Here is a 24033-nt window from a genome sequence, read left to right on the forward strand (position 1 = left end):
AGGGACCGGCGCCGCCGTGGACGTGGAGGCGCGGCGCGGCGGTCATGCCGCGACGAGCGCGATGCCTCACAGGCATATTTATGACTCTGAGGCATCACGCCCGCGCACCCTTCCGCCCCCGGAGGATCGCCGGCTCAGCGCGAACCGCCCGCTCAGGGCGGAGCGCGCCCGGCCCGGAGCAGGCGGTCCGGCTCAGAGCAGCCGGAGCTGACGGTCCCGGGGGCGGCGGGGCTCGGCCTCGCCGAAGCGCTCGAACAGGCCCGCGTCGATGGCGTCCAGGAACGGCGACGGGGTGCACTCCCGTTCCGCCCCCTGTCGCGTACGCCGGGCGGCGTGGCTCACGTAGAGCCGGTCCTGCGCCCGCGTGAGCCCCACGAAGAAGAGCCGCCGCTCCTCGGCGACCGCGTCCTCGTCCGGCGTCGAGCCGGGCCAGCGCAGCGGCAACAGCCCGTCCTCGACGCCGACCAGGAAGACGACGGGGAACTCCAGCCCCTTCGCGGCGTGCAGGGTGAGCAGGGTGACCGCCTCGGCCCGCGGGTCGAGCGCGTCCACCTCGGCGCCGGTGGCCAACTGGGACAGGAACAGCTCCAGGTCGTCGCCACAGCGGCGGGCGAGCGGGGTGAGCAGGTCCACGGCGACCCGTACGTCCTCGGGCCGCACCGCGCCGCCGCCGTCGAGCGTGGGTGTGGCGAAGCGTTCGGCCACCACCTGGCCGGCGAGCCGCACCCGCGCGGCCAGGCCACCCTCCAGCCCACCGGCGTGCCGCAGCTCCCGCGCGATGGCGGCCACCCCGGGGCGGTCCCGCAGCCGGTCGTGCGAGCGCTTCTGCACCGGGATGTTGGCCCGGGCGAGCGCGTCCACGATCGGTGCCGCCTGCGCGTCGGTGCGGTAGAGCACCGCGATGTCGCCGAACGAGAGCGCCGTCGACCGGCCGTCGATCCGGCCCGAGTCCAGCGACCGGTGGGAGAGGCCGCCGACCAGGTCGTCGATGGTGCGTACCACGAAATCGGCCTCGTCGGCGACGGACGCCGCGGGGTACCGGCCGACCAGCGGGGCCTCCGGGTCGAGCCGGGCCGGGTCGAGCCGGCGGCCGCGCACGAGCGACGACGGCGCGATCGCCTGCACGGCGGCGGCCAGGATCGGGGCCGAGGAGCGGTAGTTGCGGTTCAGCCGCACGAGCCGCGCGTCGGTGAAGTCCTGGGAGAAGCGCAGGAAGTAGCCGACGTCGGCGCCCCGGAACGAGTAGATGGCCTGATCCGGGTCACCGATCGCGCAGAGGTTGCCGTCCGGCGGGCTCAGCAGGCGCAGCAGGTCGTACTGCACGGCGTCGACGTCCTGGTACTCGTCGACGAAGATCCACCGCCAGCGGTCCCGGTAGCGCTCGACCAGCGCCCGGTCCTCGGACAGCAGCGCCACCGGCAGGGTGAGCAGCTCGTCCAGGTCGACGAGGCCTTGCTTGCGCAGCAGTGCCGTGTAGGCGGTCGGGTCGTCGCCGGCCTCGGTGCGGGCGGCGGCACGGTCGGCGTCGTCGGCGATCCGGAACTCCTCCGGCAGCCCGGCAGCCGCCGCGTTCTCCCGGAGGATGGTCAGCCCCAGCGAGTGGAACGTGCCGACCGTGATGTCCTCGGCCACCGGGCCGAGCAGGCCGTCGAGCCGGTGCCGCAGCTCCTCGGCCGCCCGGCGCGTGAACGTGATCGCCAGACAGTGCTCCGGGAACACGTTCAGCTCGGCGCAGAGGTAAGCGATCCGGTGGGTCAGCGTCCGGGTCTTGCCGGTGCCCGGCCCCGCCACGATGAGCAGCGGGCCGCCCGGCGCGGAGGCCGCCACCCGCTGCATGGCGTCCAGCCGGTCCAGCAGCCCGGTGCCCACCTCCTCCATGCCGGCGAGCATCGGCTCGAACGGCTCGTGCGGCGAGGGCGGCGGGGCGATCGGCGGCGGAGGCGGTGGCGGAGTCCTGCGCTTCGGCTCGGCCTTGGCCGCCGCCGGGCGCCGGGTCCGTTGCTTCGGCGCGGGCTCCGCTGGCGTGCGCTGCGCCGGCACGGGTACGTCGAACAGCGTCTCCGCCTGCCCACCGGCCGACGTCCCGCGCAGCTCGGCCGGGTCGAAGAGGGTGATGACGCCGTACTCGCCGTCGTAGCCCGGCACGCGGCGCACCTCGCCCCGGCGCAAGCGGCCGATGCCCTCGGCGAGCAGGTCGCCGCCCACGCGGGTGATCTCGTCAAGTGGCGTACGGGTGAGGATCTCCAGCTCGGGGCCGAGCGCGGCGAGCAGCTCGTTGAGCTTGCCGTCGACCCGCTTGGACCGGGCGCCCACGCCGTTGATCTCGCCGAGGATCTCGGCGAGCGGTACGAGGTGGGTCACCTCCCGAGCATGGTCCGGCCGGTGCCCCACCGGCCGGTCGGCCAGCTCCTCGACCCGGCTCAGCACGCCCACGGTCAACGGCTTGCCGCACTCGGGGCAGCGCCCGCCGGCCTCGCGGGTGCGCTCCGGGGCCCAGTTGACCCCGCAGAGCCGGTGGCCGTCCGCGTGGTACTTCCCCTCCTCGGGGAAGAACTCGATGGTCCCGGCGAGCCCGTCACCCGTGCGCAGCGCGTCCCGTACCGCGAAGTAGTCGCGGGCGGTGGCGAAGACGGTGGCCTCCCGGGCCAGCGCGGGCGGGGAGTGCGCGTCCGAGTTGGACACCAGCCGGTACGCGTCCAGGCTGCCGACACGCCAGTTCATCTCCGGATCGGAGGAGAGCCCGGTCTCCACGGCGAAGATGTGCCCGGCCAGGTCGGCGTAGCAGTCGGCGATGGCGTCGAAGCCGGACTTCGAGCCGAGCGCCGAGAACCAGGGCGTCCAGATGTGCGCGGGCACCAGGTAGCCGTCCGGGCTCGCCTCGAGAGTGATCTCCAACAGGTCGCGCGAGTCCAGACCGAGGATCGGACGGCCGTCGGAGCCGAGGTTGCCGATGCGGCCGAGCGCGGCGTTGAACCGGGCCACGGCGTCCAGGTCCGGCAGGTAGACGAGGTGGTGCACCTTGCGGGTCCGGTCGTCCCGCTTGTAGATCGTGGAGATCTCCACGCTGAGCAGGAACCGGACCGGGTCGCTCTCCGCCTCGCTGGCCAGCCGGGGCGGTAGCCGCCGGGCGATGTCCCGCTCCGCCTCCGGGCTGAGCCGGTACAGGCCCGGCTCGGCCGGGTGCAGGGTCTCGCGCAGGTGGTCGTACCAGGCCGGGTGGGTGAAGTCGCCGGTCCCGAGCAGGCCGATGCCCTTGCGCCGGGCCCACCAGCCGAGGTTCGGCAGGGTGAGGTCGCGGCTGCAGGCGCGCGAGTACTTCGAGTGGATGTGCAGGTCCGCCACGAACGGCGGGAGGCCACCGGGGGGTGCGGCGCTGAACGGAGGCACGCCGCATCCTGTCACGCGCGGCCCGGCGCCCGCCCGCCGCCACGCACACACGTGACCCGCGCAATCCGAGCGCGGCGGCCGGTGGCGGTCAGGCGCTGCGGAGTTCGACGAGGCTGATCTGCGGGTTCGCGCCCACCCGGACCGGTGGACCCCAGAAGCCGGCGCCGTTGGTCACGTACACCTTCGTGCCGTCCACCTCGCCCAGCCCCGCGACGATCGGCTGTTCGAGCCGGACCGCCAGGTTGAACGGCACCATCTGGCCGCCGTGGGTGTGCCCGGACAGTTGCAGGTCCACGTCGTACCTGGCCGCCTCCACGGCGGCGACCGGCTGGTGGGCGAGCAGCACCACCGGGCGGGACGGGTCCCGGTCGCCGAGCGCCGCCCGGTAGTCCGGCCCGGCGGCGATGCCGGTCCCGTTGCCCGACAGGTCGTTGACGCCGGCCAGGTCCAACACGCCGCCCCGCGCGGCGATCTCGACCCGCTGGTTCTGGAGTACGCGCAGGCCGAGGCGGTCCACCTCCTGCACCCACTCCTCCACCCCCGAGTAGTACTCGTGGTTGCCGGTGACGAAGAAGCTGCCGTGGCGGGAACGGAGGTCGCGTAGGGGTGCCGCGGCTCCCCCCAGTTCGGCGACCGTGCCGTCGACGAGGTCGCCGACCACCGCGACGAGATCGGCGTCGAGCCGGTTGATGGCGGCCACGATCCGTTCCGTGTGCGCCCGGCCCAGCAGCGGCCCCAGGTGGATGTCGGAGGCGGTGGCGATGCGCAACCCGTCCATGCTCCGGGGCAGCCTCGCCAGCGGGATGCGTACCCGGTCCAGCTGCGGCGGGCCGAGGGCGGTGCGGACCCCGTAGCCGGTGACCCCGGCGGCGGTGAGCCCCGCGAAGATGGCGGCGCCGCGGGCGAGAAGCAGCCGGCGGGACGCGTCGTGGTCGGGACCTGCCACCGCCTCGGCGGCCGGTGGATCGGCCGGCCCGGACGCGCCGACCAGCGCCGGCTCCGGCGCGGCGGCGGTGGACTCGGCGGACACGGCCTGGCGACGCAGCGCCAGCCGGGCCGCCAGCATCGGCAGCTCCAGCACGACGAGCACCACGAGCAGGTAGAACATCAGCGCGAGCCAGAGGTAACCGGGCCAGGCGAGCCAGTGCAGCTCGGCCCGCGTACCGGCGAACGTGGCGGGTACGAGCAGCGCGAGCACGAGGGCCACCAGGCCGCCGATCCGCCGTGTGCGACCCGGTCGGGTGGTGTCGCGGACCAGCCGTTTCCACAGGTACAGGTGGACCAGGCCGATGACCAGGGCGATGGTGCCCACGAACGCCAGAGCCGACAGCACGTACGCCTCCCTCAGCCGCCCGCGAACGGAGGCAGGACATCGACGGTCACCCCGGCGGGCAGCGGTGCCTGACGATCATGACAGGTCACACCGTCCACGAGAAAACTCGCCACCCGCAACACGGCGGCGAGACGGTCGCCGTGCCGGCCGACCAGCTCGGTCGTGAGGTCGTCGAGCGAGCGGCCGGCGGGTAGGACCTCCTCGCTGCGGCCGGCGGCGGCCCGGGCACCCGCGAAATAGCGCACGGTGAGCGGTGCCGCGGTGGCCCGCGGCGTCGGGTCGGTCACGGTCACCCTCCGATGGCGGACATGGGCCGGGTGGGCTGCAGGAAGGTGGGGTCGTCGATGCCGTGGCCCGCCCGCTTGCCCCACATCGCGCTGCGCCACCGCTCGGCCAGACCGTCGTCGTCCACGCCGGTGCGCAGCGCGCCGCGCAGGTCGGACTCCTCGGTGGCGAAGAGGCAGGCGCGGACCTGGCCGTCGGCGGTCAGCCGGGTGCGGTCGCAGTCGCCGCAGAACGGGCGGGTCACGCTGCCGATCACGCCGACCCGGGCCGGGCCGCCGTCGACCAGCCAGGTCTCGGCGGGCGCCGAGCCGCGCTCGGCCGGGTCGGCACGCAGGTCGAACGCGCGGCGCAGCGACGCGAGGATCTCGTCGGCCGTGACCATGTCGGTGCGGTTCCAGCCGTGCTGCGCGTCCAGCGGCATCTGCTCGATGAACCGCAGCTCGTAGCCGTGCGCCACGGCGAAGCGGACCAGCGCCGGGGCCTCGTCGTCGTTGATCCCGCGCATGAGGACGCTGTTCACCTTCACCGGGCTGAGGCCGGCCGCCGCGGCGCCGGCCAGGCCGGCGAGCACGGCGTCGAGCCGGGGACGGCGGGTCAGCCGGACGAAGCGGTCCGGGTCCAGCGTGTCGAGCGAGACGTTCACCCGGTCGAGGCCCGCGGCACGCAGCGCCGGCGCGAGCCGGTCGAGGCCGATGCCATTCGTGGTCAGCGAGATCGTGGGACGCGGGTCGAGCGCCGCCACGGCGGCCACGATGCCGGTCAGCCCGGGCCGGATCAGCGGCTCACCGCCGGTGAAGCGCACCTCGGTCACGCCGAGCCGCTGCACCGCGACGCGGATCAGGCGTACGACCTCGTCGTCCGTGAGCAGCTCGGGCCCGGCCAGCCAGGGCAGCCCCTCGGCCGGCATGCAGTACGTGCAGCGCAGGTTGCACTTGTCGGTCAACGACACGCGGAGGTCCCGGGCGATCCGGCCGTACCGGTCGACGAGGACGCCGTCGGTCGGGCGGGCGACGCTCACCTGTCGACCGTAGCGCGACCGAGGCCCGCGAGGGCGGCTCGGGCGGCGCGGTTGACCGCATCGCGGTAGGTGGCCCCGAACAGCGCGGTGTGCACCAGCAGGAGGTGCAGCTGGTGCAGCGGCACGCGTTCCCGCCAGCCGTCGCCCAGCGGCCAGACCTCCTGATAGGCGGCGAGGATCCGGTCCAGGAACGGCGCGCCGCCGAAGAGCGCGAGCTGGGCGAGGTCGGTCTCCCGGTGCCCGCCGTGCGCGGCCGGGTCGACCAGCCAGACCCGACCGTCGGCGCCCCACAGCACGTTGCCCGGCCACAGGTCGCCGTGCACGCGCGCCGGCGGCTCGTCCCCGCCGAACTCGCCGACGCGGTCGATGACCTTCTCGACCAGTGCCGCCTCGGCGCCGGTCAGCGCGCCGCCGTCGACGGAACGGCGGAGGTAGGGGACGAGACGTCGTTGGGCGAACCACCGCGCCCAACCGCCCCCGTCGGGCGTGTTGTCCTGCGGAAGTGCCCCGATGTAGCCGGGCCACTCCGCCCCGAAGGACGGCGCGCCGGCCCGGTGCAGGTTGGCCAGCTCCCGGCCGAAGCGCTCGGCCGCCTCGGGGCTCGGCTCACCGGGCTCAACCCAGTCGAGGGCGAGCAGGTCGGGCAGCGCCACGATCACCTCGGGTACGGGAACCGCGCCCGCCTCGCGCAGCCAGCGCAGCCCGGCGGCCTCGGCCCCGAAGAAGCCCTCGGGCACCGGGCGGCGGGCGTGTTCCGGCCAGCTCTTGGTGAAGACAGAGTGGCCGTCGTCCAGGGTGAGTCGGGAGGCGGCGCAGATGTCACCGCCGGAGACCGGGGTCTCCCGGATCCGCTGATGGGTCAGGAAGGTCGGCAGCTGCGCCGGGTGCGCCCGCAGGTACGCGAGGTCCATCAGCGCACCGTAACCCGTGGCGCCGACACCGGCCGCCGTCGGAGCGCGACACGGTGGGGGTCGGCGGCTCCCGGTGGGCGTCGCGGTCCGGAGGCCGGCGGTGCCGTCGACCCGGTGCGAGCGCGTGACCAGGGAAACTACGCTGCGTGCCTGTGGACGACGAGCGTGTCGTCCACAGGGGCAGCCGCGCCGGGCCATCCGGTCGCACGCTGCCCGCATGACCTCGACCGACCGCCCCCGGCTCGCCGTCCGCTCACCCGCCGACCTGCTCGCCGCCGTGCCGTACCTGCTCGGCTTCCACCCCGCTGACAGCGTGGTCGTGGTGGCGTTGCGCGGCCGGCGCATCGTCTTCGCCGCCCGGGCCGACCTGCCCGCCGCGCCCGACGATCCGGCCCACCCGGCCCGGCACCTCGCCGGGGTCGTCCGGCGCCAGCGCGTCGACTCCGCCACCGTGGTCGGGTACGGGCCCGCGGCAAGGGTGACGCCCACCGTGGACGCGGTCCGTGCGGCGCTCGGCGAACTCGGGCTCACGGTGCTGGACGCGCTCCGGGTCACCGACGGCCGCTGGTGGTCCTACCTGTGCGCCGAGCCGGTCTGCTGCCCGCCCGACGGCCGGCCGTACGACCCCGGCACCAGCCAGGTCACCGCGTCCGCGGTCCTCGCCGGGCAGGTCGCGCTCCCCGACCGGGCCGCCCTGGCCGCCCGGGTCGCACCGGTGGACGGGCCGGCCCGCGCGGCCATGCGGCGGGCGACCGACGAGGCCGAGCGGCGGCTGGTGCGCCTCGTGGAGGCCGAATCCGCCGGCGATCGGCCGGGCGGGCGGTCGTTGCACGCCGCCGGGGTGGCGGCGGTGCGCGACGCGCTGCGCCGCCAGCGCCGGGGTGAGCGCCTGGGCGACGATGAGGTGGCCTGGCTGACCCTGCTCCTGACCCACCTGCCGGTGCGGGACCACGCCTGGGAGCGCACCGACGGGCGGGACCGGGACGTCGCCCTCTGGGCCGACGTGCTGCGCCGGGCCGAGCCGGAGCTGACGGCCGCACCGGCCAGCCTGCTGGCGTTCGCCGCCTGGCGGTTGGGGGAGGGCGCGCTGGCGGCGGTCGCGCTGGAGCGGGCGCTCGCCGAGCACCCCGACTACCCGCTGGCTCTCCTCCTGGACGACCTGCTCCGCCGAGGCGTGCCACCGTCGGAGCTGGACGGCTGGCCGGCGGTCGGGCCGCCCGGCGTGGTCCGCCCCCGCCGACGGCGGCGCCGTGCGAGGGGATAGCCGACGGGTTCCGGTCCGTCGAAGGATGTAGGCGGTGTTCGTTCCCGTGGCCGACTCGCCCGGCCCGCGGCGGCGCGACGATCGGCAGGTGCTGCCTCTCCCCTCGGTGATCCGATGACCGTCGGTCTCCTGCTGACGCTCGCCGGTCTGGCGCTGATCGACAGCACCAGCATCGGCACGCTCTTCATCCCGGTCTGGCTGCTGCTGACGCCGGGCCCGATCCGCGTGGGGCGGATCCTCACCTACCTCGGCACGATCGCCGGCTTCTACCTCGGTGTCGGGCTGCTGCTCGTCTGGGGCGGCACGCGGCTGGCCGAGGCGCTGGGCGGGGCACTGGACCACCGGCCGGTGCTCTGGGCGCAGCTCGCGCTCGGAGTGGGCCTCTTCGTGCTCAGCTTCCGCTACGACGGCAAGCGGCAGCGCCGTTCCGGTGGGGTGCTGCGCTGGCGGGATCGGGCCACCTCCGGTGACGCCTCGGCCCGCTGGCTGGTCGGGCTGGCGTTGCTCGCCGCGCTGGCCGAGGTGGCGACCATGCTGCCGTACCTCGGCGCGGTGACCCTGGTGTCGACGGCCGATCTCAGCGGCCCGGCCGTGGTGGCCGTTCTGGCCGGCTACTGCGTGGTCATGGTGGTGCCGGCGCTGCTGCTACTGGGCGCCAGGCTGGCCTTTCCCGCGCCCATCGAGCGGCTGCTCGGGCGGCTCAACAGGTGGATCACGCAGAAGGCGGGCGGAGCGCTGGGCTGGGTCCTCGGGATCGCCGGCTTCCTGATCGCCCGCGACGCCGCCTACCGCCTCGGCCTGCTGGGCGGCGCCGTCGAGATCGACCTGTTCAACTGGTGACGGCCGGCCCGCCGGGTCAGCTCGTGAGCACCCGCTGCGGGCCGGCGTACACGTTCATGGTCCGGCCGCGCAGGAAGCCGACGAGCGTCATGCCGGCCTCCTCGGCGAGGTCGACGGCGAGGCTGCTCGGCGCCGAGACCGCCGCCAGCAGCGGCATCCCGGCCATCCACGCCTTCTGGGTCAGCTCGAAGCTGGCCCGGCCGGAGACCATCAGCACATGACCGGCCAGCGGTAGCCGCCGCTCGCGTACCGCCCAGCCGATCACCTTGTCGACGGCGTTGTGCCGTCCCACGTCCTCGCGCAGCACGACCAGCTCCCCGTCGGCCGTGAACAGGCCTGCCGCGTGCAGGCCGCCGGTGCGGTCGAAGCCGCGTTGCGCCGCGCGTAGCCGGTCGGGCAGCGCGGCCAGCACGGTCGCCGGCACGGCGACCGGGTCGTCGGCCACGGGAAAGAGCGACCGCGTACGGACCGCGTCGATGCTGGCCTTGCCGCACACGCCGCAGGAGCTGGTGGTGTAGAAGTTGCGGGCCGGGTCGGTCGTCGGTTCCGGCACGCCGGGCGCGAGCACCACGTCCACCACGTTGTACGTGTTGGGTGTCTCCGCCCCGGCGCAGAGCTGGGCGGTGTGCACGTCGTCGGTCGACCGGATCAGCCCCTCGGTCAGCAGGAACCCGATGGCGAGGTCGAGGTCGTCGCCAGGGGTCCGCATGGTCACCGCGAGCGGGGAGCGCCGCCCCGGCCCGGCCCGGCCCACGCGGATCTCCAGCGGCTCCTCCACCGCGAGGGTGTCCGGCCGTCGCACCGAGGTGCGGCCGTCGGTCGCGTCGAGATCGATCCGGAGTACGCCACGTCGGTCAGCTGCCCGTCCCACCCCGCCATCCTGCACCCAGCGGCCGGGCGTCCGCACGGCTACCGTGGCCGGGTGGGTACGTACGCGGCGGTGGTGCTCGCGGGCGGCGCGGCCCGGCGGATGGGCGGGGTGGACAAGCCCGCCGTGCCGGTCGGCGGCCGCCCGATGCGCGACCGGGTCCTGGCCGCGGTCGCCGACGCCGAGCCGCGGATCCTGGTCGGGCCGGCCGACGCGACCCCGCCGGGCGTACGCGTCACCCGGGAGGACCCGCCCGGAGGCGGCCCGGTGGCCGCCGCGGCGGCCGGGCTCGCGCTGCTCGACCCCGCCACGACCGTGGTCGCCCTGCTCGCGGCCGACCTGCCGCTGCTGACCGGGGACGCGGTCGCCGTGCTGCGCCGCGAGCTGGCCGGGTCGGAGGGCGTCGACGGGACCTGTTACGTGGACGCCGACGGCCGCCGGCAGACGCTCTGCGGGGTGTGGCGGGCGGACGCGCTCCGGTCCGCGCTGGACCGGGTCGCCGTGGCACGGGGAGGTTCACTTGCGGGCGCCCCGGTGCGTGCCCTGCTCGACGGGCTGCGCGTGCGCGAGGTGGCCTGGGCCGGCGGGGGTCCGCCGCCGTGGTTCGACTGCGACACTGACCAGGACGTACGCCGGGCGGAGGAGTGGTCACGATGACGGTGATGGACGACTGGGTCACGGCCGCGTGCGCCGAGCTGGGCCTCGACCCGGCGGAGGTGCCGGTGCCGGCCGTGCTGGGGCTGGCGAAGGACGTCGCCCACCAGGTCCTCCGGCCGGGCGCGCCGGTGTCCGCGTACCTCCTCGGGGTGGCCGTGGGCCGTGGCGCGGACCCGGCGGCCGCCGCGGCACGGCTGGGCGCCCTCGCCGCGAACTGGCCCGCCGAGCTGGGCGCCGACCGCCCCGACCCGACCTCGTGAGGGCTGCCACCAGGGGATTTGCGGCCGACTGACCGATCCGCGGTACGGCGTTGTCCGATCACGGTCGGGGCTGATTCGGCCTCCGCTCCGCGTGGGTAGGGTGACCGTGACGGACGGAGGCGATCATGACGGCAGACCACCCCTCGGCGCCGCCCGGCGAACCGCCCGGCGCCGCCCCGGCCCACCCCGACCACCTGGAGTCGATCCTGCTCGACGAGCCGAGCACGGCGGACCTGCGGGCGAAGGTGACCCAGGCGTGGCAGGAGTTCGCGCGGGCCCTCGCCGAACGGTTGCCAGCGCTCCCCGCCGGCGCGCACGTCGAGCTGACCCTCGACCCGACCGCCTCCGGCACCGGCGACGCCGTCTACTCGATCGGGGTCGACGTCGGTGAGGAGGGTGCGCTCTCGGCCCGCGCGGTCGGCAACGCCGGCCTGCCCGACGGCTACCGGCTCGACCGGATGGCGGTCGCGGACATGATCGCCCTGGGCTGGTCGCCGCCGGGCGTGATCGAGGGCTCCGGCGAGTACTTCGGCCTGGACGGCACGACCGCCGCGGCCCCGCGGATCGCCGCGCTGCTCTCCCGTACGCTGCGCGACGTCTACGGCGCGCCGCATCCCGCGTTCCTCGTCTACCTGATCCACGACGCCGAGGGGGAGCCGCTGCCGGGCGAGCCGCTGGGCACCGCGCGCAGCGAGTTCGGCGCCGGCCGCGATGTCGCCGCCGACCTGGACGAGGCGCTCGTCGAGGCCGTCGCCACGCAGTCCGAGCAGAGCGACGTGCTGGCGCTGGAGGAGCGGGTACGCACCGTCGTCTCCACGATGCTGAGGTCCGACTCGGACCGCCTCCAGGTGGACTCGGACGGCGACATCAACATCCGGGCCGGCTCCGCCATGGTCTTCGTCCGGGTCCGGGACAATCCGCCCCTGGTCGACGTGTTCTCTCCGGTGCTCACCGAGGTCCAGCCGACGGAGCGGCTCTACGTGAAGCTCTCCGAGCTGACGAACCGGATGCCGATCGGTCGCCTCTACTGCGCCGACGACACGGTGTGGGCGTCCATCCCGGTCTTCGGCCGCAACTTCCAGCCGACGCACCTCATGCTGGCCGTGCAGGTCATGACCGGGCTCGCCGACGAGCTGGACGACCGGCTGCACGGCGAGTTCGGCGGCAAGCGGTTCTTCGGCGAGGGCGACAAGCCGGTGCGCCGCGACGAGGGTGAGCACCGCACCGGCATGTACCTCTGACCGGGGTCCGGGCGCGGGTCAGCGGACGTCGAGCAGCGTCTTGCCCACCGTGGCCCGGGACTCGATCGCCGCGTGCGCGTCGGCGGCCCGCTCCAGCGGGAACCGCTGGCCGATCAGCGGGCGCAGCCGCCCGGCCGCCGCCTCCGCGAGCGCCCGTTCGGCGTACGCGCGCAGCCGCGCGGGCGGCACGTCGGGCCGGACCAGCGTGACGCCCCGGGCCGCGGCGTCCTCGGCCGGGATCGCGGCCCACTCGCCGCTGGCCAGCCCGAAGCTCACCATGCGCCCACCACGGTCGAGCAGCGTGAAGGCTGTCCGGCCGATCTCACCGCCGACGCCGTCGAACACGACGTCGACGCCGCCGGTGGCGTCCCGGACCCGGTCGGCCCAGCCCGGGCGGCGGTAGTCGACCGCCACGGCCGCGCCGAGCCCGGACAGCAGCGACACCTTCCGGTCGCCTCCCGCGAGCCCCACCACCCGGGCGCCCGCCGCCGCGGCGAGCTGCACCAGCAGACTTCCCACCCCGCCGGCGGCCGCCTCGACCAGGACGCGCTCGCCCGGGCGGACGCCCGCCACGTCGACGAGCATGGTCGCGGTGCGCCCGTCGGCCAGCAGCGCCACGGCGGTGTCGAGCGCCAGCCCGTCGGGGACCTCGATCGGCGTGGCCGCGTCCACGGCGACCCGTTCCGCGTACGCCCCGGAGCCCCCCGTGCCACTCACCACGCGCCGGCCGATCAGCGCCGGGTCGACGCCCTCGCCCACCGCCGTGACGACGCCGCCCACCCCGTTGCCGGGGATCAGCGGTGGGGTGCCCCCGAACGGCCCGGACCGGCCGGCCCGGAACTGGGTCTCCACGAAGGTGATGTTGGCGTGCGCCACGTCGATGAGCACCTGGCCCGGCCCGGCCACCGGATCCGGCGCCGCCTCCGGCACGAGCACCTCCGGCCCGCCGAACCCCCGTATCCAGACAGCCCGCACAATCCCTCCCCAAAACCCGACTCAGGGAGAGAGCCAACACCCTGAACCCAACATGAAGTCAAGCCGCGGCCCCGACACCCCCGCGATCTTGCAGTTTCGGCCCCGGCAAAAGGTGCGAACGACGCATCTCAGGGGCACAAACTGCAAGATCGCGGGGGCATGGCCGGCGTCAGGGCGAGGACGGGCCTACGCCGGGGGACTCGACCAGGCGGGAGAGCACGATCGTGCTGCGGGTCGAGGTCACGAAGGTCTCGGCCCGCAGCCGCTCCAACGCCGCCTCGAGGTGGGCGATGTCGGCGGCCCGCAGGTGGACGAGCGCGTCCGCCTCCCCGGAGACGGTGTACGCGCCCACCACCTCCGGGTGTCGCCGGGCCGCCGCGCCGATCTGCGCGGGCGTGGTGCGGCCGGCGCAGAACAGCTCGACGAACGCCTCGGTCGTCCACCCCACGGCGGCCGGGTCGACGACGGCGGTGAATCCCCGGATGACCCCCGCGGCGCGGAGCCGGTCGACCCGTCGCTTGACGGCCGGGGCGGACAGTGACACCCGGGTGCCGATGTCGGCGTACGACGCTCGAGCGTCGGCGACGAGCAACGCAATGATCCGCTGGTCAACGGCGTCTATCTGCAACGTTCCGCCTCTGGGAAGCAATGGTTGTGGCTGTTACCAAAGTTCTACGGTACCTACCCTTGGTCACCGTGAACCAGCAGCGAGTGCCGCGAAAGCGGACATATCTCATGTGCTCACCGGAGCACTTCGCGGTCGAGTACGCGATCAACCCGTGGATGGACGTGGCCACGCCGGTCGACCCGGAGTTGGCAGTGAAGCAGTGGGATCGGCTGCGGGAGACCCTCGTCAACCTCGGCCACGAGGTGCACCTGCTCACCCCGGAGCGGGGTCTGCCCGACATGGTGTACGCCGCCAACGGGGCCTTCGTGGTGGACGGCACCGTCTACGGCGCGCAGTTCAAGCACGAGCAGCGGACCGCTGAGGCCGCCGCGCACCGGGCCTTCTACGAGGCGCAGGGCTGGCGGTTCATCGCGCCGAGCGAGACCAACGAGGGCGAGGGCGACTTCGCGTACGTGCCGGAGGCGCACGGCGGGCTGATCCTCGCCGGGCACGGGTTCCGTACGGAGCTGCCGGCGCACGCCGAGGCGCAGGAGGCGCTCGGCCGGCCCGTGGTGTCGCTGCGCCTCGTCGACCCCCGCTTCTACCACCTGGACGTGGCGCTCGCGGCGATCGACGACGCGAACATCGTGTACTTCCCGGGCGCCTTCTCGGCGGCCAGCCAGCGGGTGCTCGCCCAACTCTTCCCGGACGCCGTGATCGCGGACGACGCCGACGCCATCGCGTTCGGCCTGAACCTCGTGAGCGACGGGCGGAACGTGGTGCTCAACAGCGAGGCCACGGGGCTCGCCGAGAAGCTGAAGGCCGCCGGCTACCGGCCGGTGCCGGTCGAGCTGGCCGAGCTGAAGAAGGGCGGCGGCAGCGTGAAGTGCTGCATCGCCGAGCTGCGGCACTGACCCGCGCCGGCGCCGACCGGCGCCCACCGGGCTGCGGCGCCGACAGGCGCCCATCGGGGTGCGGCGCCGACCGGCATTGACCCGCTCCGGCGCCACGCGAAAGGGGCCGGTCTCCCGCTCGGGAGACCGGCCCCTTGTCGCGTCCGGGTATGGCCGGATCAGCCCAGGGTGGCCAGCTCGGTGACCACGACGTTCGACATCACCTGGCCGTCGCGCTGCACCTGGCGCAGGTACCACTTCTGCTGCGGCGTACGCGGCTGGTTGAACTGCCAGATGCCGCGCGGGCTGTCGATCTGCCCGAGCTTGCCGAGCGCCAGGTTGACCTCCTGCGGCTTCGGGTCCTCGCCGGCCAGCTCGATCGCCTGGTGCAGCACCTGCGCCGCGTCGTACGAGGCCATGGCGTACGTGGTGGGCGAGGTGTTGTGCTTCTTCCGGTACGCCGACGCGAAGACCCGGTTCGCCGCGTTGTTCAGGTCGGCGGAGTAGTTCAGCGCGGTCTGGATGTTGGCGGCGTCGTTGCGCATGCTGTCCAGCGCGGTGCCCTCGGTGAGGAAGCCCGGGGCGTAGACCGGCCCCCGGTAGCCCTCGTTGCGCAGCTGCTTGATGAACTCGACGCCCGCCTCGCCCGCGAAGAAGCAGAAGACGGCGCTCGGCCGCCGGTTCAGCGCCGTGCGGATGTCCGCCGTGAACGCGGTCTTGCCGGGGTTGGTGGCGGCGCTGGTCCAGACGACCGGGTCGGCGATGCGGGGGTCGGAGGCGCCGAACTCCTGCCGGAAGCCGCGCACCACGTCCGGGGCGCCGACGTTCTCCGGCATGATGATCGCGACGCGGCTCTTCGAGGAGAGCTTGTCGCGCAAGTAGCCGCCGAGCGCCCGGCCCGCCTCGTCGAGCACGTACGACGTCCGCCAGATGTAGACCACGCTCTGGAGGGTGCTCGGCGACGCGTTCGAGCCGATCAGCGGTACGCGGGCCTGCTCGACGGTGTCCCTGATGCCGAGCATGACGGCCGAGTTGACGACGCCGGTCAGCGCGAGCACACCCTGACGCAGCAGCTCGTCGACCGCGGCCTTGCCGGTCTTGGCGCTCTCGCCCTCGTCGGCGGTGATCAGCGTCACCGGGTGGCCGCCCAGCCGCTGCTCGTGCAGGTCGAGGAAGAGCTGGAAGCCGTTGGCGATCTCGTCGCCGATGGTCTTGAAACCACCCGCCTGCGGGGTGATGAGGCCGATCTTGATCGGGCTCTTGGCTGCGCCCGTCTCGCCGTCGGTGTCGTTGCCGCACGCCGCGACGAGGCTGGTCGTACCGAGCGCGGCCAGAAGTTGGAGCGCCCGCCTGCGGTTCATCTGCGACACCGAGTCCTTCCAGGAAGATGCAGGGCGGCTCGCCCCTTCGGCGTTCTACCTGCTCGGCGACGCTGCGTCAATCGGATGGTGATCATCGTGTAGGGATTGCAACGCTTCCACCACCGCGGGCCAGGCGGCCGACTCGGGGTCGATGAGCCCGAAATGCTCGCATTCATTCAGCTCAACAAGGGTGATATCGGAACCCGTAGCCCGGGCCGACGCCACGAAGTCCCGGCTGATCCCGGGGTGCACCTGGTGGTCCAGCCCACCATGGATGACTACGGTGCGTGGCCGTATCGGTACCAGCATCCGTGGATCCGCGGCCGCGTAGCGCTCCGGGAACTCCTCCGGCCCGCCCCCGAGCAGCGCGGCCACCGCACCGCCGTCCAGGTCCCTGCGGTACGCCTCGACGAGATCCGCCACCGGCGCGAGCGCCAGTACGCCGCCGACCGCCGCGGGTGCGGTGGCCGCCACGTAGAGCGCGAGGTGGCCGCCGGCCGAGTGACCGACGAGGATCGGCGCGACCGGGGCGACCCGGCCCGGCATCGCGGCGGCGGCCAGCCTGGGCAGCTCCGTCACGCCGGTCAGGGTGTCGGTGAGGGTGTTCGGCCAACCGCCGCCCGGCTGGCCGGTCCGCCGGTACTCCAGCTGCGCCACCGGGTGACCGAGCGCGGCCAGGGCGGCGGCCAGGGGTCCGGTGTGCCGCCGGTCGTACTCGGCCCGCCAGAAGCCGCCGTGCACCACCACGACCAGCGGCCGGGCGGGACCCTCGCCGGCCGGCTCCCGCAGGTCGGCGACCTGGTCCGGGTGGTCGCCGTACGCGACCGTGTGCGCGGGTTCCGGGGCGGGCCGGGTGAGGACGTCGCGCGGATCGGCGGGCATGGCGCGACGGTAGCGCGCTCCGGCGGGTGGTTCCCGCCGGGGAGCCGGTCCCGGCGAGCGTCGGCGGGGGGCGCTGGGTAAAGATGGATCCCATGACCGAAGCGCGCTCCGCTGGACAGAATGACGAGCCGGGCCACGAGGGCACCGGTCACTCGGGAACCGTGGTGGTGGTCGGGCCGGACGGCCGGCCGGTCGGCACGGTGCAGACCGACGAGGGGCAGGGGGAGGACCCGACCCGCCTGGTCGAGCAGCCCGCCAAGGTGATGCGGATCGGCAGCATGATCAAACAGCTGCTGGAGGAGGTCAAGGCCGCACCGCTCGACGACGCCAGCCGTAACCGGATGCGGGAGATCCACGAGCGGTCGATCGTCGAGCTCAAGGAGGGCCTGGCCCCCGAGCTGCGCGAGGAGCTGGAGCGGATCTCGCTGCCCTTCACCGAGGAGGGCGCGCCGAGCGAGGGCGAGCTGCGGATCGCCCACGCACAGCTCGTCGGCTGGCTGGAGGGCCTGTTCCACGGCATCCAGGCCGCGTTGGTCGCCCAGCAGATGGCCGCCCGCGTGCAGCTGGAGCAGATGCGCTCCGGCCGGGCGGCGCTGCCCAGCGGTCCCGGCGGGGTGGTGCCCGGCATGCCGGGCATGGGGCAGCCGCAGGGCGGCGAGGGGCACGGCACCGGCCAGTACCTCTGAGCCCCGCTCAGGCCACGTCGAAGATCTTCTCCAGGTACGCGGCCACGCCGTCCTCGGAGTTCGCGGGCGCCACGTCGTGCGCGATCTCCAGGACGGCGTGGTGCGCGTTGGCCACGGCCACCGCCCGGCCGGCCGGCCCAGGTCAGCATCGGCACGTCGTTGGGCATGTCGCCGAAGGCCAGCACGTCCCGGGCGTCGACCCCGAGCCGGGCGCAGTACCAGGCCAGCCCGGCCGCCTTGGTCACGCCGGCCGCGGAGATCTCCACGAGCCCCGAGTACGACGAGTGGGTGGCCTCGGCCAGGTTGCCAAGCGCAGCGGCCACCAGCTCGACGAAGGCGTCCGGGTCCTGTTCACCGGCCCGGGCGAGCAGCTTCACCGCCGGCATCGCCAGCAGCTCCTCCGGCGAGTCCACCACGCGGATCGCGTCGTGGTCGGCGTCCCAGCGCAGCGGGTAGTGCGCCTCGTGCCGCATCTGCCGGCTGTCGGTGATCTCCACCGCGAAGGTCACCCCGGGCACCTCGGCACGCAGCCGACGGGCCACCTCGGCGAGCAGTTGCGGCGCGAGCGGGTCCGCCCGCAGCACCTCGTCGTTGAACGGGTCGTACACCACCGCGCCGTTCGCGCAGATCGCCGGCAGCGGCTCGGCGAGCTGGTCGTACACCAGCTTCAGCCAGCGGATCGGGCGGCCGGTGACCAGCACGACGGGCGTGCCCCCCGCGGCGACCCGGGCCAGCACCTCGGCGGTGCGCGGGCTGACCGTGCGGTCGTCGCGGATCAGCGTCCCGTCGATGTCGGTGGCGACCAGGCGTGGCGTCTCTCCCATCACCGGGAGAGTAGTCGGTCCAGATAGACCGCCACCCCGTCGTCGTCGTTGCGCAGCGTCACCTCGTCGGCGGCGGCCCGGACGGCCGGGTGGGCGTTCGAGACGGCCACCCGGGACCAGCCGGCCCACGCGAACATCGGCAGGTCGTTCGGCTGGTCGCCGAAGACCAGGACGTCCCCCGGGTCGACGCCGAGCGCCTGGGCCACCACGGTCAGCCCGGTGGCCTTGTCCACGCCGGGCGGGCAGATCTCGACGAACCCGAGCCCGGCCTGGGTGAGCGTGGCCACCTCCGGCGGCACGATCCGACGGGCCACCGCCAGCAGCTCGTCCACGTGGTGGTCGGCGGTCCGGGCGAACGCCTTGATCACGTCGGTGGAGAGGCACTCCGCCCGGGTGCGCGCCTCGAACCGGTCCTGGTACGGCCAGCTCGGGTGGTAGTCGCCCCAGAGCGGGGCGTCGTGCTCGTCCGACGCCTCCACCATCACGGTGAGCGGCCCGACCTCGGCCTCCAGGTCGGCCAGCAGCCGGGCCAGCACCTCGCCGGGAAGTCGCTCGTCGCGGAGCACCACGGGCCCCGCGGGGTCGCTCTGGTCGACCACGCGCCCGCCGCCGGCCATCACGAGGAAGTCGGCCGCGCGGATGTCGTTGCGGGTCAGCTCGGTGAGCCGGGGGCCGCGACCGGTGGCGCCCACCACCGGGATCCCGGCGGCCCGCACCCGGTCGAGCACCCCGTGGGTGTACGCGGACACCGTGTCGTCGCTGCGGACGAGCGTCCCGTCGAGGTCGGTGGCGATGAGCTTGGGCAGTCCCGGGCGGGTCATGGTTCCTCCTTCGCCCGCCGCCGTCGCAACCAGCCGTTTCAGTGGTCGATCGTCGACCCGGAGTGACGGCGGGCAGCAACCGTACCTCGCCGAACCGGTCGCAACCATGGCTTCCAGGCGAATCGGGTGCCAACCCGTGGCGGCCCCGGGATGTCGGGTCCCCGGCCCGCTTTTCCCCGTCCGACCGTACGGTTGGAGGCGTGGTGGTGGGTCACTGGCCGGTCGCGGAGCCGATCGAGACCGAGCGGTTGGTGCTGGAGCCGCTGCGCGTCGAGCACGCGGACGAGATGGCCCCGCTCCTGCGCGACGAGCGCCTGCACGAGTTCGTCGGCGGCCGCCCGGCGACGCCGAAGGAGCTGCGGTCCCGGTACGCGCGCCAGTCCGTCGGGCGCTCGCCGGACGGCGCCGAGGGCTGGCTGAACTGGATCCTGCGGCACCGCGAGACTGGGGACGCGGTCGGCTACGTGCAGGCCACCGTCCGGCTCGACGGCGAACGGCCGGTCGCGGAACTGGCCTGGGTCGTGATCTCGCCCGAGCAGGGCCGGGGGTACGCCGCCGAGGCCGCCGCCGGGATGATCGGCTGGCTCGACCAGCAGGGCGTCACCGCGCTCATCGCGCACGTGCACCCCGACCACCGCGCCTCGGCGCGGGTCGCCGAGCGGCTCGGGCTGCGGGCCACCGACGTGCTGGTCGATGGCGAGCGACGCTGGGTCGGCCCCTGAGCCGGTGGCTCAGAGCGGCGACTCCGGGCGGGCGAACGGGACGGTCGGCTGCACGGTCAGGTCGGCCGGCGCGGGCGGCACGTCGTCGTCGGGCTCCTCGCGGGGGCGGCGACGCCGGCGGAACAGCGGCCCGGCCGGGGCGTCCTCGTCGACCGGGTTCGCGACGGCGGCCAGCCACAGGGCCGCGCCGGCCAGCACGCAGGTGACGAAGGCCATCACGAGGCCCCGGCCGTACTCGACGCCGAAGCCCGCGTCCGGTGCGTAGTAGAGGGTGCCGTGGCCCGAGTCGTCCAGTTCGAACGCGGTGGCCGTGAGCAGGGCGAGCAGCGCCGCGGCCAGGGTGAGCCCGGCCACCCGGGCGTTCTGCCGGACGGCCGGGGTGCCGCGCAGCGCGAGCGCCGCCACGCAGGCCAGCAGGAGCAGGCCCACCAGGTAGCCGACCCCGAGGCCGCCGATCTCGGAGACCCCGGCCGGCACTCTCATCTGGGCGCCCGCCGGGCCGCCGTTGGGCAGTGTCATGACCACCCACTCGCCGATCAGCGAGGCGACGCCGGCCACCGCGGCCAGGCCGGCGAGCAGCGGCGGGAGCCGGCGGTCCCGGCCCAGGCCGGCGAGGGATCGGCGAGGGCGCGTCGGTGACGCCGGCTCGACGGCTCCCCACTCGACGACAGATGTGCCGTCGGACCGGTCGTCCTGCCGTGGGATGGGGATCTCTCGGGACATCGCGGGTCCTTCCGCCACTCACGCGCCTCGTTCGAATCATGGCACAGGGGACGCCCGGTGACGGGGATCGCAGGCCGGCCTCGGCGGAGTCCCGTCGCAGGCGGATCGGCTTTCGGCTAGCGTCAGTCCATGCCTATCCGTACCGCTTCCGCACGTTGGCAGGGCAACCTCACCGAGGGGTCCGGCACGGTCCGCACCGGCAAGGGCGGGCTCCAGGGGAACTACTCGTTCAAGTCGCGCTTCGAGGAGGGCGAGGGCACCAACCCCGAGGAGCTGATCGGCGCCGCGCACGCCGGCTGCTTCTCGATGGCCTTCGCCAAGGCGCTCGCCGACGCCGGTTCCACCGCCACCTCGGTGGAGACCACCGCCAAGGTCCACCTGGACAAGACCGACGCCGGGTTCAGCGTCACCCGGATCGAGCTCGAGACCGTCGGCGAGGTGCCCGGCATCGACGAGGGCGAGTTCCAGAAGCTCGCCGAGGCCGCCAAGGCGAACTGCCCCATCTCCCGGCTGCTCTCGCCGGGGGCCGAGATCACCCTGAGCGCCCGTCTCGTGTCCTGACCCCCCGAGCCGCACGTCCACGAAAGAGCGGCCGTCGGGCCGCTCTTTCCGTGGCGGTGGATCTTGGACGGGTCGGAACGCGGTGACGTCGGGCAGAATGGCGGAGTGCCGGTGGAGATGAGCCGCGAGCGCTTCGAGGAGCTGGTGGGCGACGCCCTCGACGAGGTGCCCGAGGAACTGCTCGGCCTCATGAACAACGTGGTGATCCTCGTCGAGGACGACCCGCCGCCCGGCGACGAGGACCTGCTCGGCCTCTACGAGGGCCACGCCCTCACGGAACGGGGCTGGGACTACTCCGGCGTGCTGCCGGACCGGATCTTCATCTACCGCCGCCCCATCCTGCGCATCTGCGACAACGACGACGACGTCGTCGACGAGGTGGCGATCACGGTGGTGCACGAGATCGCCCACCACTTCGGCATCGACGACGAGCGGCTGCACGCCCTGGGCTGGGCCTGAGCCAGCCGGTCGTCCCGTCACCGTACGCCATCCGCGCGGGTCACCGCGCCGCACGTCCGATGGCCCCTCGTTGCGGGGGTCGCCTACCGTCGTGGCAGGTAACGCGACCTCAGGAGGCACTTCCATGCGCAGCGCGCTGTTCTCCGCGGAGAACCTGGAGAAGGAGTCCGCCCAGCCCGGCATGCGGCTGCAGAACTCCAAGATGTTGAAGATCGAGCTGAACGGCGAGGCGATGGCCCGGGTCGGGTCCATGGTCGCCTACCAGGGGAACGTGCAGTTCCAGGCGCTCGGCTCCGGCGGGCTGGGCAAGTTCCTCAAGCAGAAGCTCACCGGTGAGGGCGTGCCGCTCATGAGGGTCACCGGCCAGGGCGACGTCTTCCTGGCCGAACTGGCCAAGGACGTGCACATCATCGACCTGGAGCCGGGCGACGCGCTCTCCATCAACGGGTCCAGCGTGCTGGCGTTCGACTCCACCCTCCAGTACGACATCCGGATGGTCGGCGGCGCCGGCATGGCCTCCTCCTCGGGCCTCTTCAACTGCGTCTTCACCGGCCACGGCCGGATCGCGATCACCACCAAGGGCACCCCGGTCGTGCTCAACGTCGACCAGCCCACGTACGTCGACCCGCAGGCCGCCGTCTGCTGGTCGGCCAACCTCCAGACCGGCTACCACCGGGCCGAGCAGCTCGGCCTCGGCACGCTGCTCGGCCGGCGTACCGGCGAGGCGTTCACGATGAGCTTCGCCGGCCAGGGTTTCGTAGTGGTGCAGCCCTCGGAGGAGCCGCCCGTGATGGGCAGCGGCGCGCAGGAGCAGCAGGGCGGCCTGCTCGGCGGCCTGCTCAGCTGAGGATCGCGGGTCACCCGGCCGGAGCCGTTCCGGCCGGGTGCCGACTCAGCTCAGCTCGCCGGCGCGCAGCCGGGCCAGCCAGGCCGCGGCGTCGGCGTAGTCCACGTCGGAGAGGCCGGGCGGCGGCGGCACCGGGTGGTCGCCCGCCGCCTCCGTCCAGCGGTGCCGGGGGTACGAGCCGAGGAAGCGTACGTCGGCGCACACCCGGCGCAGCCCCTGCAGCGCCTCGCCGAGCCGCACGTCGGCCACGTGCCCCGTGCAGTCGAGGAAGAAGACGTAACGGCCGAGTGCCTCACCGGTGGGGCGGGACTCGATCCGGCTGAGGTTCACCCCGCGTACGGCCAGTTCCATGAGCACCGACAGCAGCGCGCCCACGCGGTCGTGGGCGATGTAGACGGCCAGCGAGGTGACGTCGTCCCCGGTGGGCGGCGGGGGCGGGCCGGGGCGGGACAGCAGCGCGAACCGGGTCACCGCGTCCGGATGGTCGGCGATCTTGTCGGCGAGCACCGCGAGCCGGTGCCGGGTGGCGCCGATCGGCGCGCAGATGGCGGCGTCGTACTCGCCGGCCGCCGCCCCCGCCGCGGCGGCACCGTTGGACAGCACGTCGACCACGGCCGCGTCGGGCAGGTGGGTGCGCAGCCAGTTCCGGCACTGGGTGGAGGCCTGCGGATGGGCCGCCACCGTGCCGACCGTGGACGGATCGGTGCCGGGACGCGCGCCGAGCACGAACTCCACGGGCAGGATCACCTCGCGGGTGATCACCAGCGGCTCGCCCTCGGCCAACTCGTCGAGGGTCACCCCCACGGCGCCGCCGATCGAGTTCTCCAGCGGCACGAGGGCCGCGTCGGCGTCTCCCGCCCGTACGTTCTCCAGCGCCTCCCCGACGCTGCGGGCGGGCGTGCGGGCGCCGCGTTCCGCGGCGGGCAGCGTACGCAGCGCCTGCTCGGCGAAGGTGCCCTCGGGCCCGAGGTAGACGAAGCGCGTCGGCGGAGTTCCCGGCATGCCGACCAGCCTACGCACCCGTCATGCCCACCGTGCCGCCGTCGCAGGCCAAGGTCCGGATGCCGGGCGCACCGACCGCCCGCACCTCGGCGGTGCAGACGTCCGTGCCGGCGGTCACCAGCTCCGGTGCGCTCGACCGGCCCCGGGTGACCACCTGAAGTTCCTCGTGCCCGGTCACGTCGAGCACCGTGTACTGCCAGTCGGCGGCGCAGAGCGGCCCGGTGGTGACCCGCACCCGGACGCCGTCGGGGAGCACCGCGGCGGGCCCGCGCAGCAGGTCGATGATCCGCTGGCCGGTCGGCCCGCTCCGGCACGGGGCCGCCACCAGCCCGGGATCGGTCGAGGGCGAGGTCAGGCCGGGGAGGGCGGACGGCAGGCCGGTGGCCGGTGACACCGGAGGTGTGGGCACCGAGGTCGGGGCCGGAGGGGCGGACGGCGTGCCGGTCGGGATGGCCGGCTGGCTCAGGGCGGGTGGCGCACCGCAGCCGGTCACCAACGCCAGCGCGGCCAGCGCGGCCAGCGTACGGGGTCGGCTCGGCAGCCGGCCGGTGGAGGACGACGAGGCGGGGCGGCGGGGCGGCGGGGTGGGCGGCACGGGCCGATCCT

General features: G+C 74.2%; 25 protein-coding genes and 1 pseudogene. 11 read left to right on the forward strand and 15 right to left on the reverse strand.

The window, feature by feature from the left end:
- Positions 1 to 192 precede the first annotated feature (192 nt).
- The 5 genes from D7193_RS29380 to D7193_RS29400 form a co-directional block, all read right to left on the reverse strand.
- The gene (locus D7193_RS29380; protein WP_120782899.1) at positions 193 to 3387 is read right to left on the reverse strand and encodes a UvrD-helicase domain-containing protein; all 3195 of its coding nucleotides are present in this window, start codon (positions 3385 to 3387) and stop codon (positions 193 to 195) included.
- A gap of 88 nt (positions 3388 to 3475) precedes the next feature.
- Positions 3476 to 4720 carry a metallophosphoesterase gene (locus D7193_RS29385; RefSeq protein WP_120782900.1) on the reverse strand — a complete coding sequence of 415 codons (1245 nt, stop codon included), beginning with the start codon at positions 4718 to 4720 and terminating at the stop codon, positions 3476 to 3478.
- Between the two features lie 11 nt (positions 4721 to 4731).
- A complete protein-coding gene (locus D7193_RS29390) occupies positions 4732 to 5013 on the reverse strand; it encodes a MoaD/ThiS family protein (RefSeq protein ID WP_120782901.1) in 282 nt (93 codons plus the stop codon).
- Complete coding sequence (moaA, locus tag D7193_RS29395) at positions 5010 to 6023, reverse strand: GTP 3',8-cyclase MoaA (protein WP_120782902.1); 1014 nt, start codon at positions 6021 to 6023, stop codon at positions 5010 to 5012. The genes D7193_RS29390 and moaA overlap by 4 nt, the downstream gene beginning before the upstream one ends.
- Positions 6020 to 6934, reverse strand: a complete 915-nt coding sequence (locus tag D7193_RS29400; RefSeq protein ID WP_120782903.1) for a fructosamine kinase family protein — start codon at positions 6932 to 6934, stop codon at positions 6020 to 6022. Before D7193_RS29400 ends, moaA begins: the two co-directional genes overlap by 4 nt.
- Before the next feature lie 217 nt (positions 6935 to 7151).
- Between D7193_RS29400 and D7193_RS29405 the strand changes: the two genes are divergently transcribed.
- Positions 7152 to 8198: a DUF4192 domain-containing protein gene (locus tag D7193_RS29405; protein WP_120782904.1), complete on the forward strand. Its 1047-nt coding sequence runs from the start codon at positions 7152 to 7154 to the stop codon at positions 8196 to 8198.
- Between the two features lie 114 nt (positions 8199 to 8312).
- On the forward strand, positions 8313 to 9038 hold the full coding sequence (locus D7193_RS29410) for a GAP family protein (protein ID WP_120782905.1): 726 nt from the start codon (positions 8313 to 8315) through the stop codon (positions 9036 to 9038).
- 16 nt (positions 9039 to 9054) lie between these two features.
- Here D7193_RS29410 and fdhD read toward each other — a convergent pair whose 3' ends face one another.
- Positions 9055 to 9909: a formate dehydrogenase accessory sulfurtransferase FdhD gene (fdhD, locus tag D7193_RS29415; RefSeq protein WP_120782906.1), complete on the reverse strand. Its 855-nt coding sequence runs from the start codon at positions 9907 to 9909 to the stop codon at positions 9055 to 9057.
- Positions 9910 to 9960: 51 nt separating this feature from the next.
- Here fdhD and mobA point away from each other — a divergent pair, with 51 nt between their 5' ends.
- The 3 genes from mobA (at position 9961) to D7193_RS29430 (ending at position 12064) form a co-directional block, all read left to right on the forward strand.
- Positions 9961 to 10563 carry a molybdenum cofactor guanylyltransferase gene (gene mobA, locus D7193_RS29420; protein WP_120782907.1) on the forward strand — a complete coding sequence of 201 codons (603 nt, stop codon included), beginning with the start codon at positions 9961 to 9963 and terminating at the stop codon, positions 10561 to 10563.
- Positions 10560 to 10823, forward strand: a complete 264-nt coding sequence (locus tag D7193_RS29425) for a DUF6457 domain-containing protein (RefSeq protein ID WP_120782908.1) — start codon at positions 10560 to 10562, stop codon at positions 10821 to 10823. The genes mobA and D7193_RS29425 overlap by 4 nt, the downstream gene beginning before the upstream one ends.
- 125 nt (positions 10824 to 10948) lie before the next feature.
- A complete protein-coding gene (locus D7193_RS29430; RefSeq protein WP_120782909.1) occupies positions 10949 to 12064 on the forward strand; it encodes a T3SS (YopN, CesT) and YbjN peptide-binding chaperone 1 in 1116 nt (371 codons plus the stop codon).
- 18 nt (positions 12065 to 12082) lie between these two features.
- Here the strand turns inward: D7193_RS29430 and D7193_RS29435 are convergent, their stop codons facing one another.
- Positions 12083 to 13039: a zinc-binding dehydrogenase gene (locus D7193_RS29435; protein WP_120782910.1), complete on the reverse strand. Its 957-nt coding sequence runs from the start codon at positions 13037 to 13039 to the stop codon at positions 12083 to 12085.
- A gap of 169 nt (positions 13040 to 13208) precedes the next feature.
- Positions 13209 to 13667, reverse strand: coding sequence for an Lrp/AsnC family transcriptional regulator (locus tag D7193_RS29440; protein ID WP_120782911.1), 459 nt, complete (start codon positions 13665 to 13667; stop codon positions 13209 to 13211).
- A gap of 59 nt (positions 13668 to 13726) precedes the next feature.
- Between D7193_RS29440 and ddaH the strand changes: the two genes are divergently transcribed.
- Entirely contained in the window at positions 13727 to 14560 is an 834-nt protein-coding gene (gene ddaH, locus D7193_RS29445; RefSeq protein WP_338324147.1) for a dimethylargininase, read from the forward strand.
- A gap of 158 nt (positions 14561 to 14718) precedes the next feature.
- Here the strand turns inward: ddaH and D7193_RS29450 are convergent, their stop codons facing one another.
- Entirely contained in the window at positions 14719 to 15909 is a 1191-nt protein-coding gene (locus D7193_RS29450; RefSeq protein WP_120782913.1) for an ABC transporter substrate-binding protein, read from the reverse strand.
- Positions 15910 to 15954: 45 nt separating this feature from the next.
- Positions 15955 to 16782 carry an alpha/beta hydrolase family protein gene (locus D7193_RS29455; protein WP_120782914.1) on the reverse strand — a complete coding sequence of 276 codons (828 nt, stop codon included), beginning with the start codon at positions 16780 to 16782 and terminating at the stop codon, positions 15955 to 15957.
- Positions 16783 to 16865: 83 nt separating this feature from the next.
- Here D7193_RS29455 and D7193_RS29460 point away from each other — a divergent pair, with 83 nt between their 5' ends.
- Positions 16866 to 17468 carry a bacterial proteasome activator family protein gene (locus D7193_RS29460; RefSeq protein ID WP_120782915.1) on the forward strand — a complete coding sequence of 201 codons (603 nt, stop codon included), beginning with the start codon at positions 16866 to 16868 and terminating at the stop codon, positions 17466 to 17468.
- A 7-nt stretch (positions 17469 to 17475) separates the two neighbouring features.
- Here D7193_RS29460 and D7193_RS29465 read toward each other — a convergent pair.
- Positions 17476 to 18292, reverse strand: a pseudogene (locus D7193_RS29465) (HAD family hydrolase).
- Positions 18292 to 19113, reverse strand: coding sequence for an HAD family hydrolase (locus D7193_RS29470; protein ID WP_120782916.1), 822 nt, complete (start codon positions 19111 to 19113; stop codon positions 18292 to 18294). The pseudogene D7193_RS29465 and the gene D7193_RS29470 overlap by 1 nt, the downstream one beginning before the upstream one ends.
- 200 nt (positions 19114 to 19313) lie before the next feature.
- Here D7193_RS29470 and D7193_RS29475 point away from each other — a divergent pair, with 200 nt between their 5' ends.
- Entirely contained in the window at positions 19314 to 19835 is a 522-nt protein-coding gene (locus tag D7193_RS29475) for a GNAT family N-acetyltransferase (RefSeq protein WP_241563612.1), read from the forward strand.
- Between the two features lie 9 nt (positions 19836 to 19844).
- Here D7193_RS29475 and D7193_RS29480 read toward each other — a convergent pair whose 3' ends face one another.
- Entirely contained in the window at positions 19845 to 20558 is a 714-nt protein-coding gene (locus tag D7193_RS29480) for a hypothetical protein (RefSeq protein WP_120782918.1), read from the reverse strand.
- 129 nt (positions 20559 to 20687) lie between these two features.
- Here D7193_RS29480 and D7193_RS29485 point away from each other — a divergent pair, with 129 nt between their 5' ends.
- From D7193_RS29485 to D7193_RS29495, 3 genes are all read left to right on the forward strand, one after another.
- On the forward strand, positions 20688 to 21119 hold the full coding sequence (locus D7193_RS29485; RefSeq protein WP_120782919.1) for an OsmC family protein: 432 nt from the start codon (positions 20688 to 20690) through the stop codon (positions 21117 to 21119).
- A gap of 111 nt (positions 21120 to 21230) precedes the next feature.
- The gene (locus D7193_RS29490) at positions 21231 to 21578 is read left to right on the forward strand and encodes a metallopeptidase family protein (protein ID WP_174242774.1); all 348 of its coding nucleotides are present in this window, start codon (positions 21231 to 21233) and stop codon (positions 21576 to 21578) included.
- 124 nt (positions 21579 to 21702) lie between these two features.
- Positions 21703 to 22425: an AIM24 family protein gene (locus D7193_RS29495; protein ID WP_120782920.1), complete on the forward strand. Its 723-nt coding sequence runs from the start codon at positions 21703 to 21705 to the stop codon at positions 22423 to 22425.
- Positions 22426 to 22470: 45 nt separating this feature from the next.
- On the opposite strand, the gene pheA is transcribed toward D7193_RS29495, so the two are convergent.
- Positions 22471 to 23427: a prephenate dehydratase gene (pheA, locus tag D7193_RS29500; RefSeq protein WP_120783022.1), complete on the reverse strand. Its 957-nt coding sequence runs from the start codon at positions 23425 to 23427 to the stop codon at positions 22471 to 22473.
- Between the two features lie 10 nt (positions 23428 to 23437).
- The gene (locus D7193_RS29505) at positions 23438 to 23968 is read right to left on the reverse strand and encodes a hypothetical protein (protein WP_377456416.1); all 531 of its coding nucleotides are present in this window, start codon (positions 23966 to 23968) and stop codon (positions 23438 to 23440) included.
- Positions 23969 to 24033 lie beyond the last annotated feature (65 nt).

It is taken from the genome of Micromonospora costi (genome assembly GCF_003626655.1).
GTDB lineage: Bacteria > Actinomycetota > Actinomycetes > Mycobacteriales > Micromonosporaceae > Micromonospora > Micromonospora costi.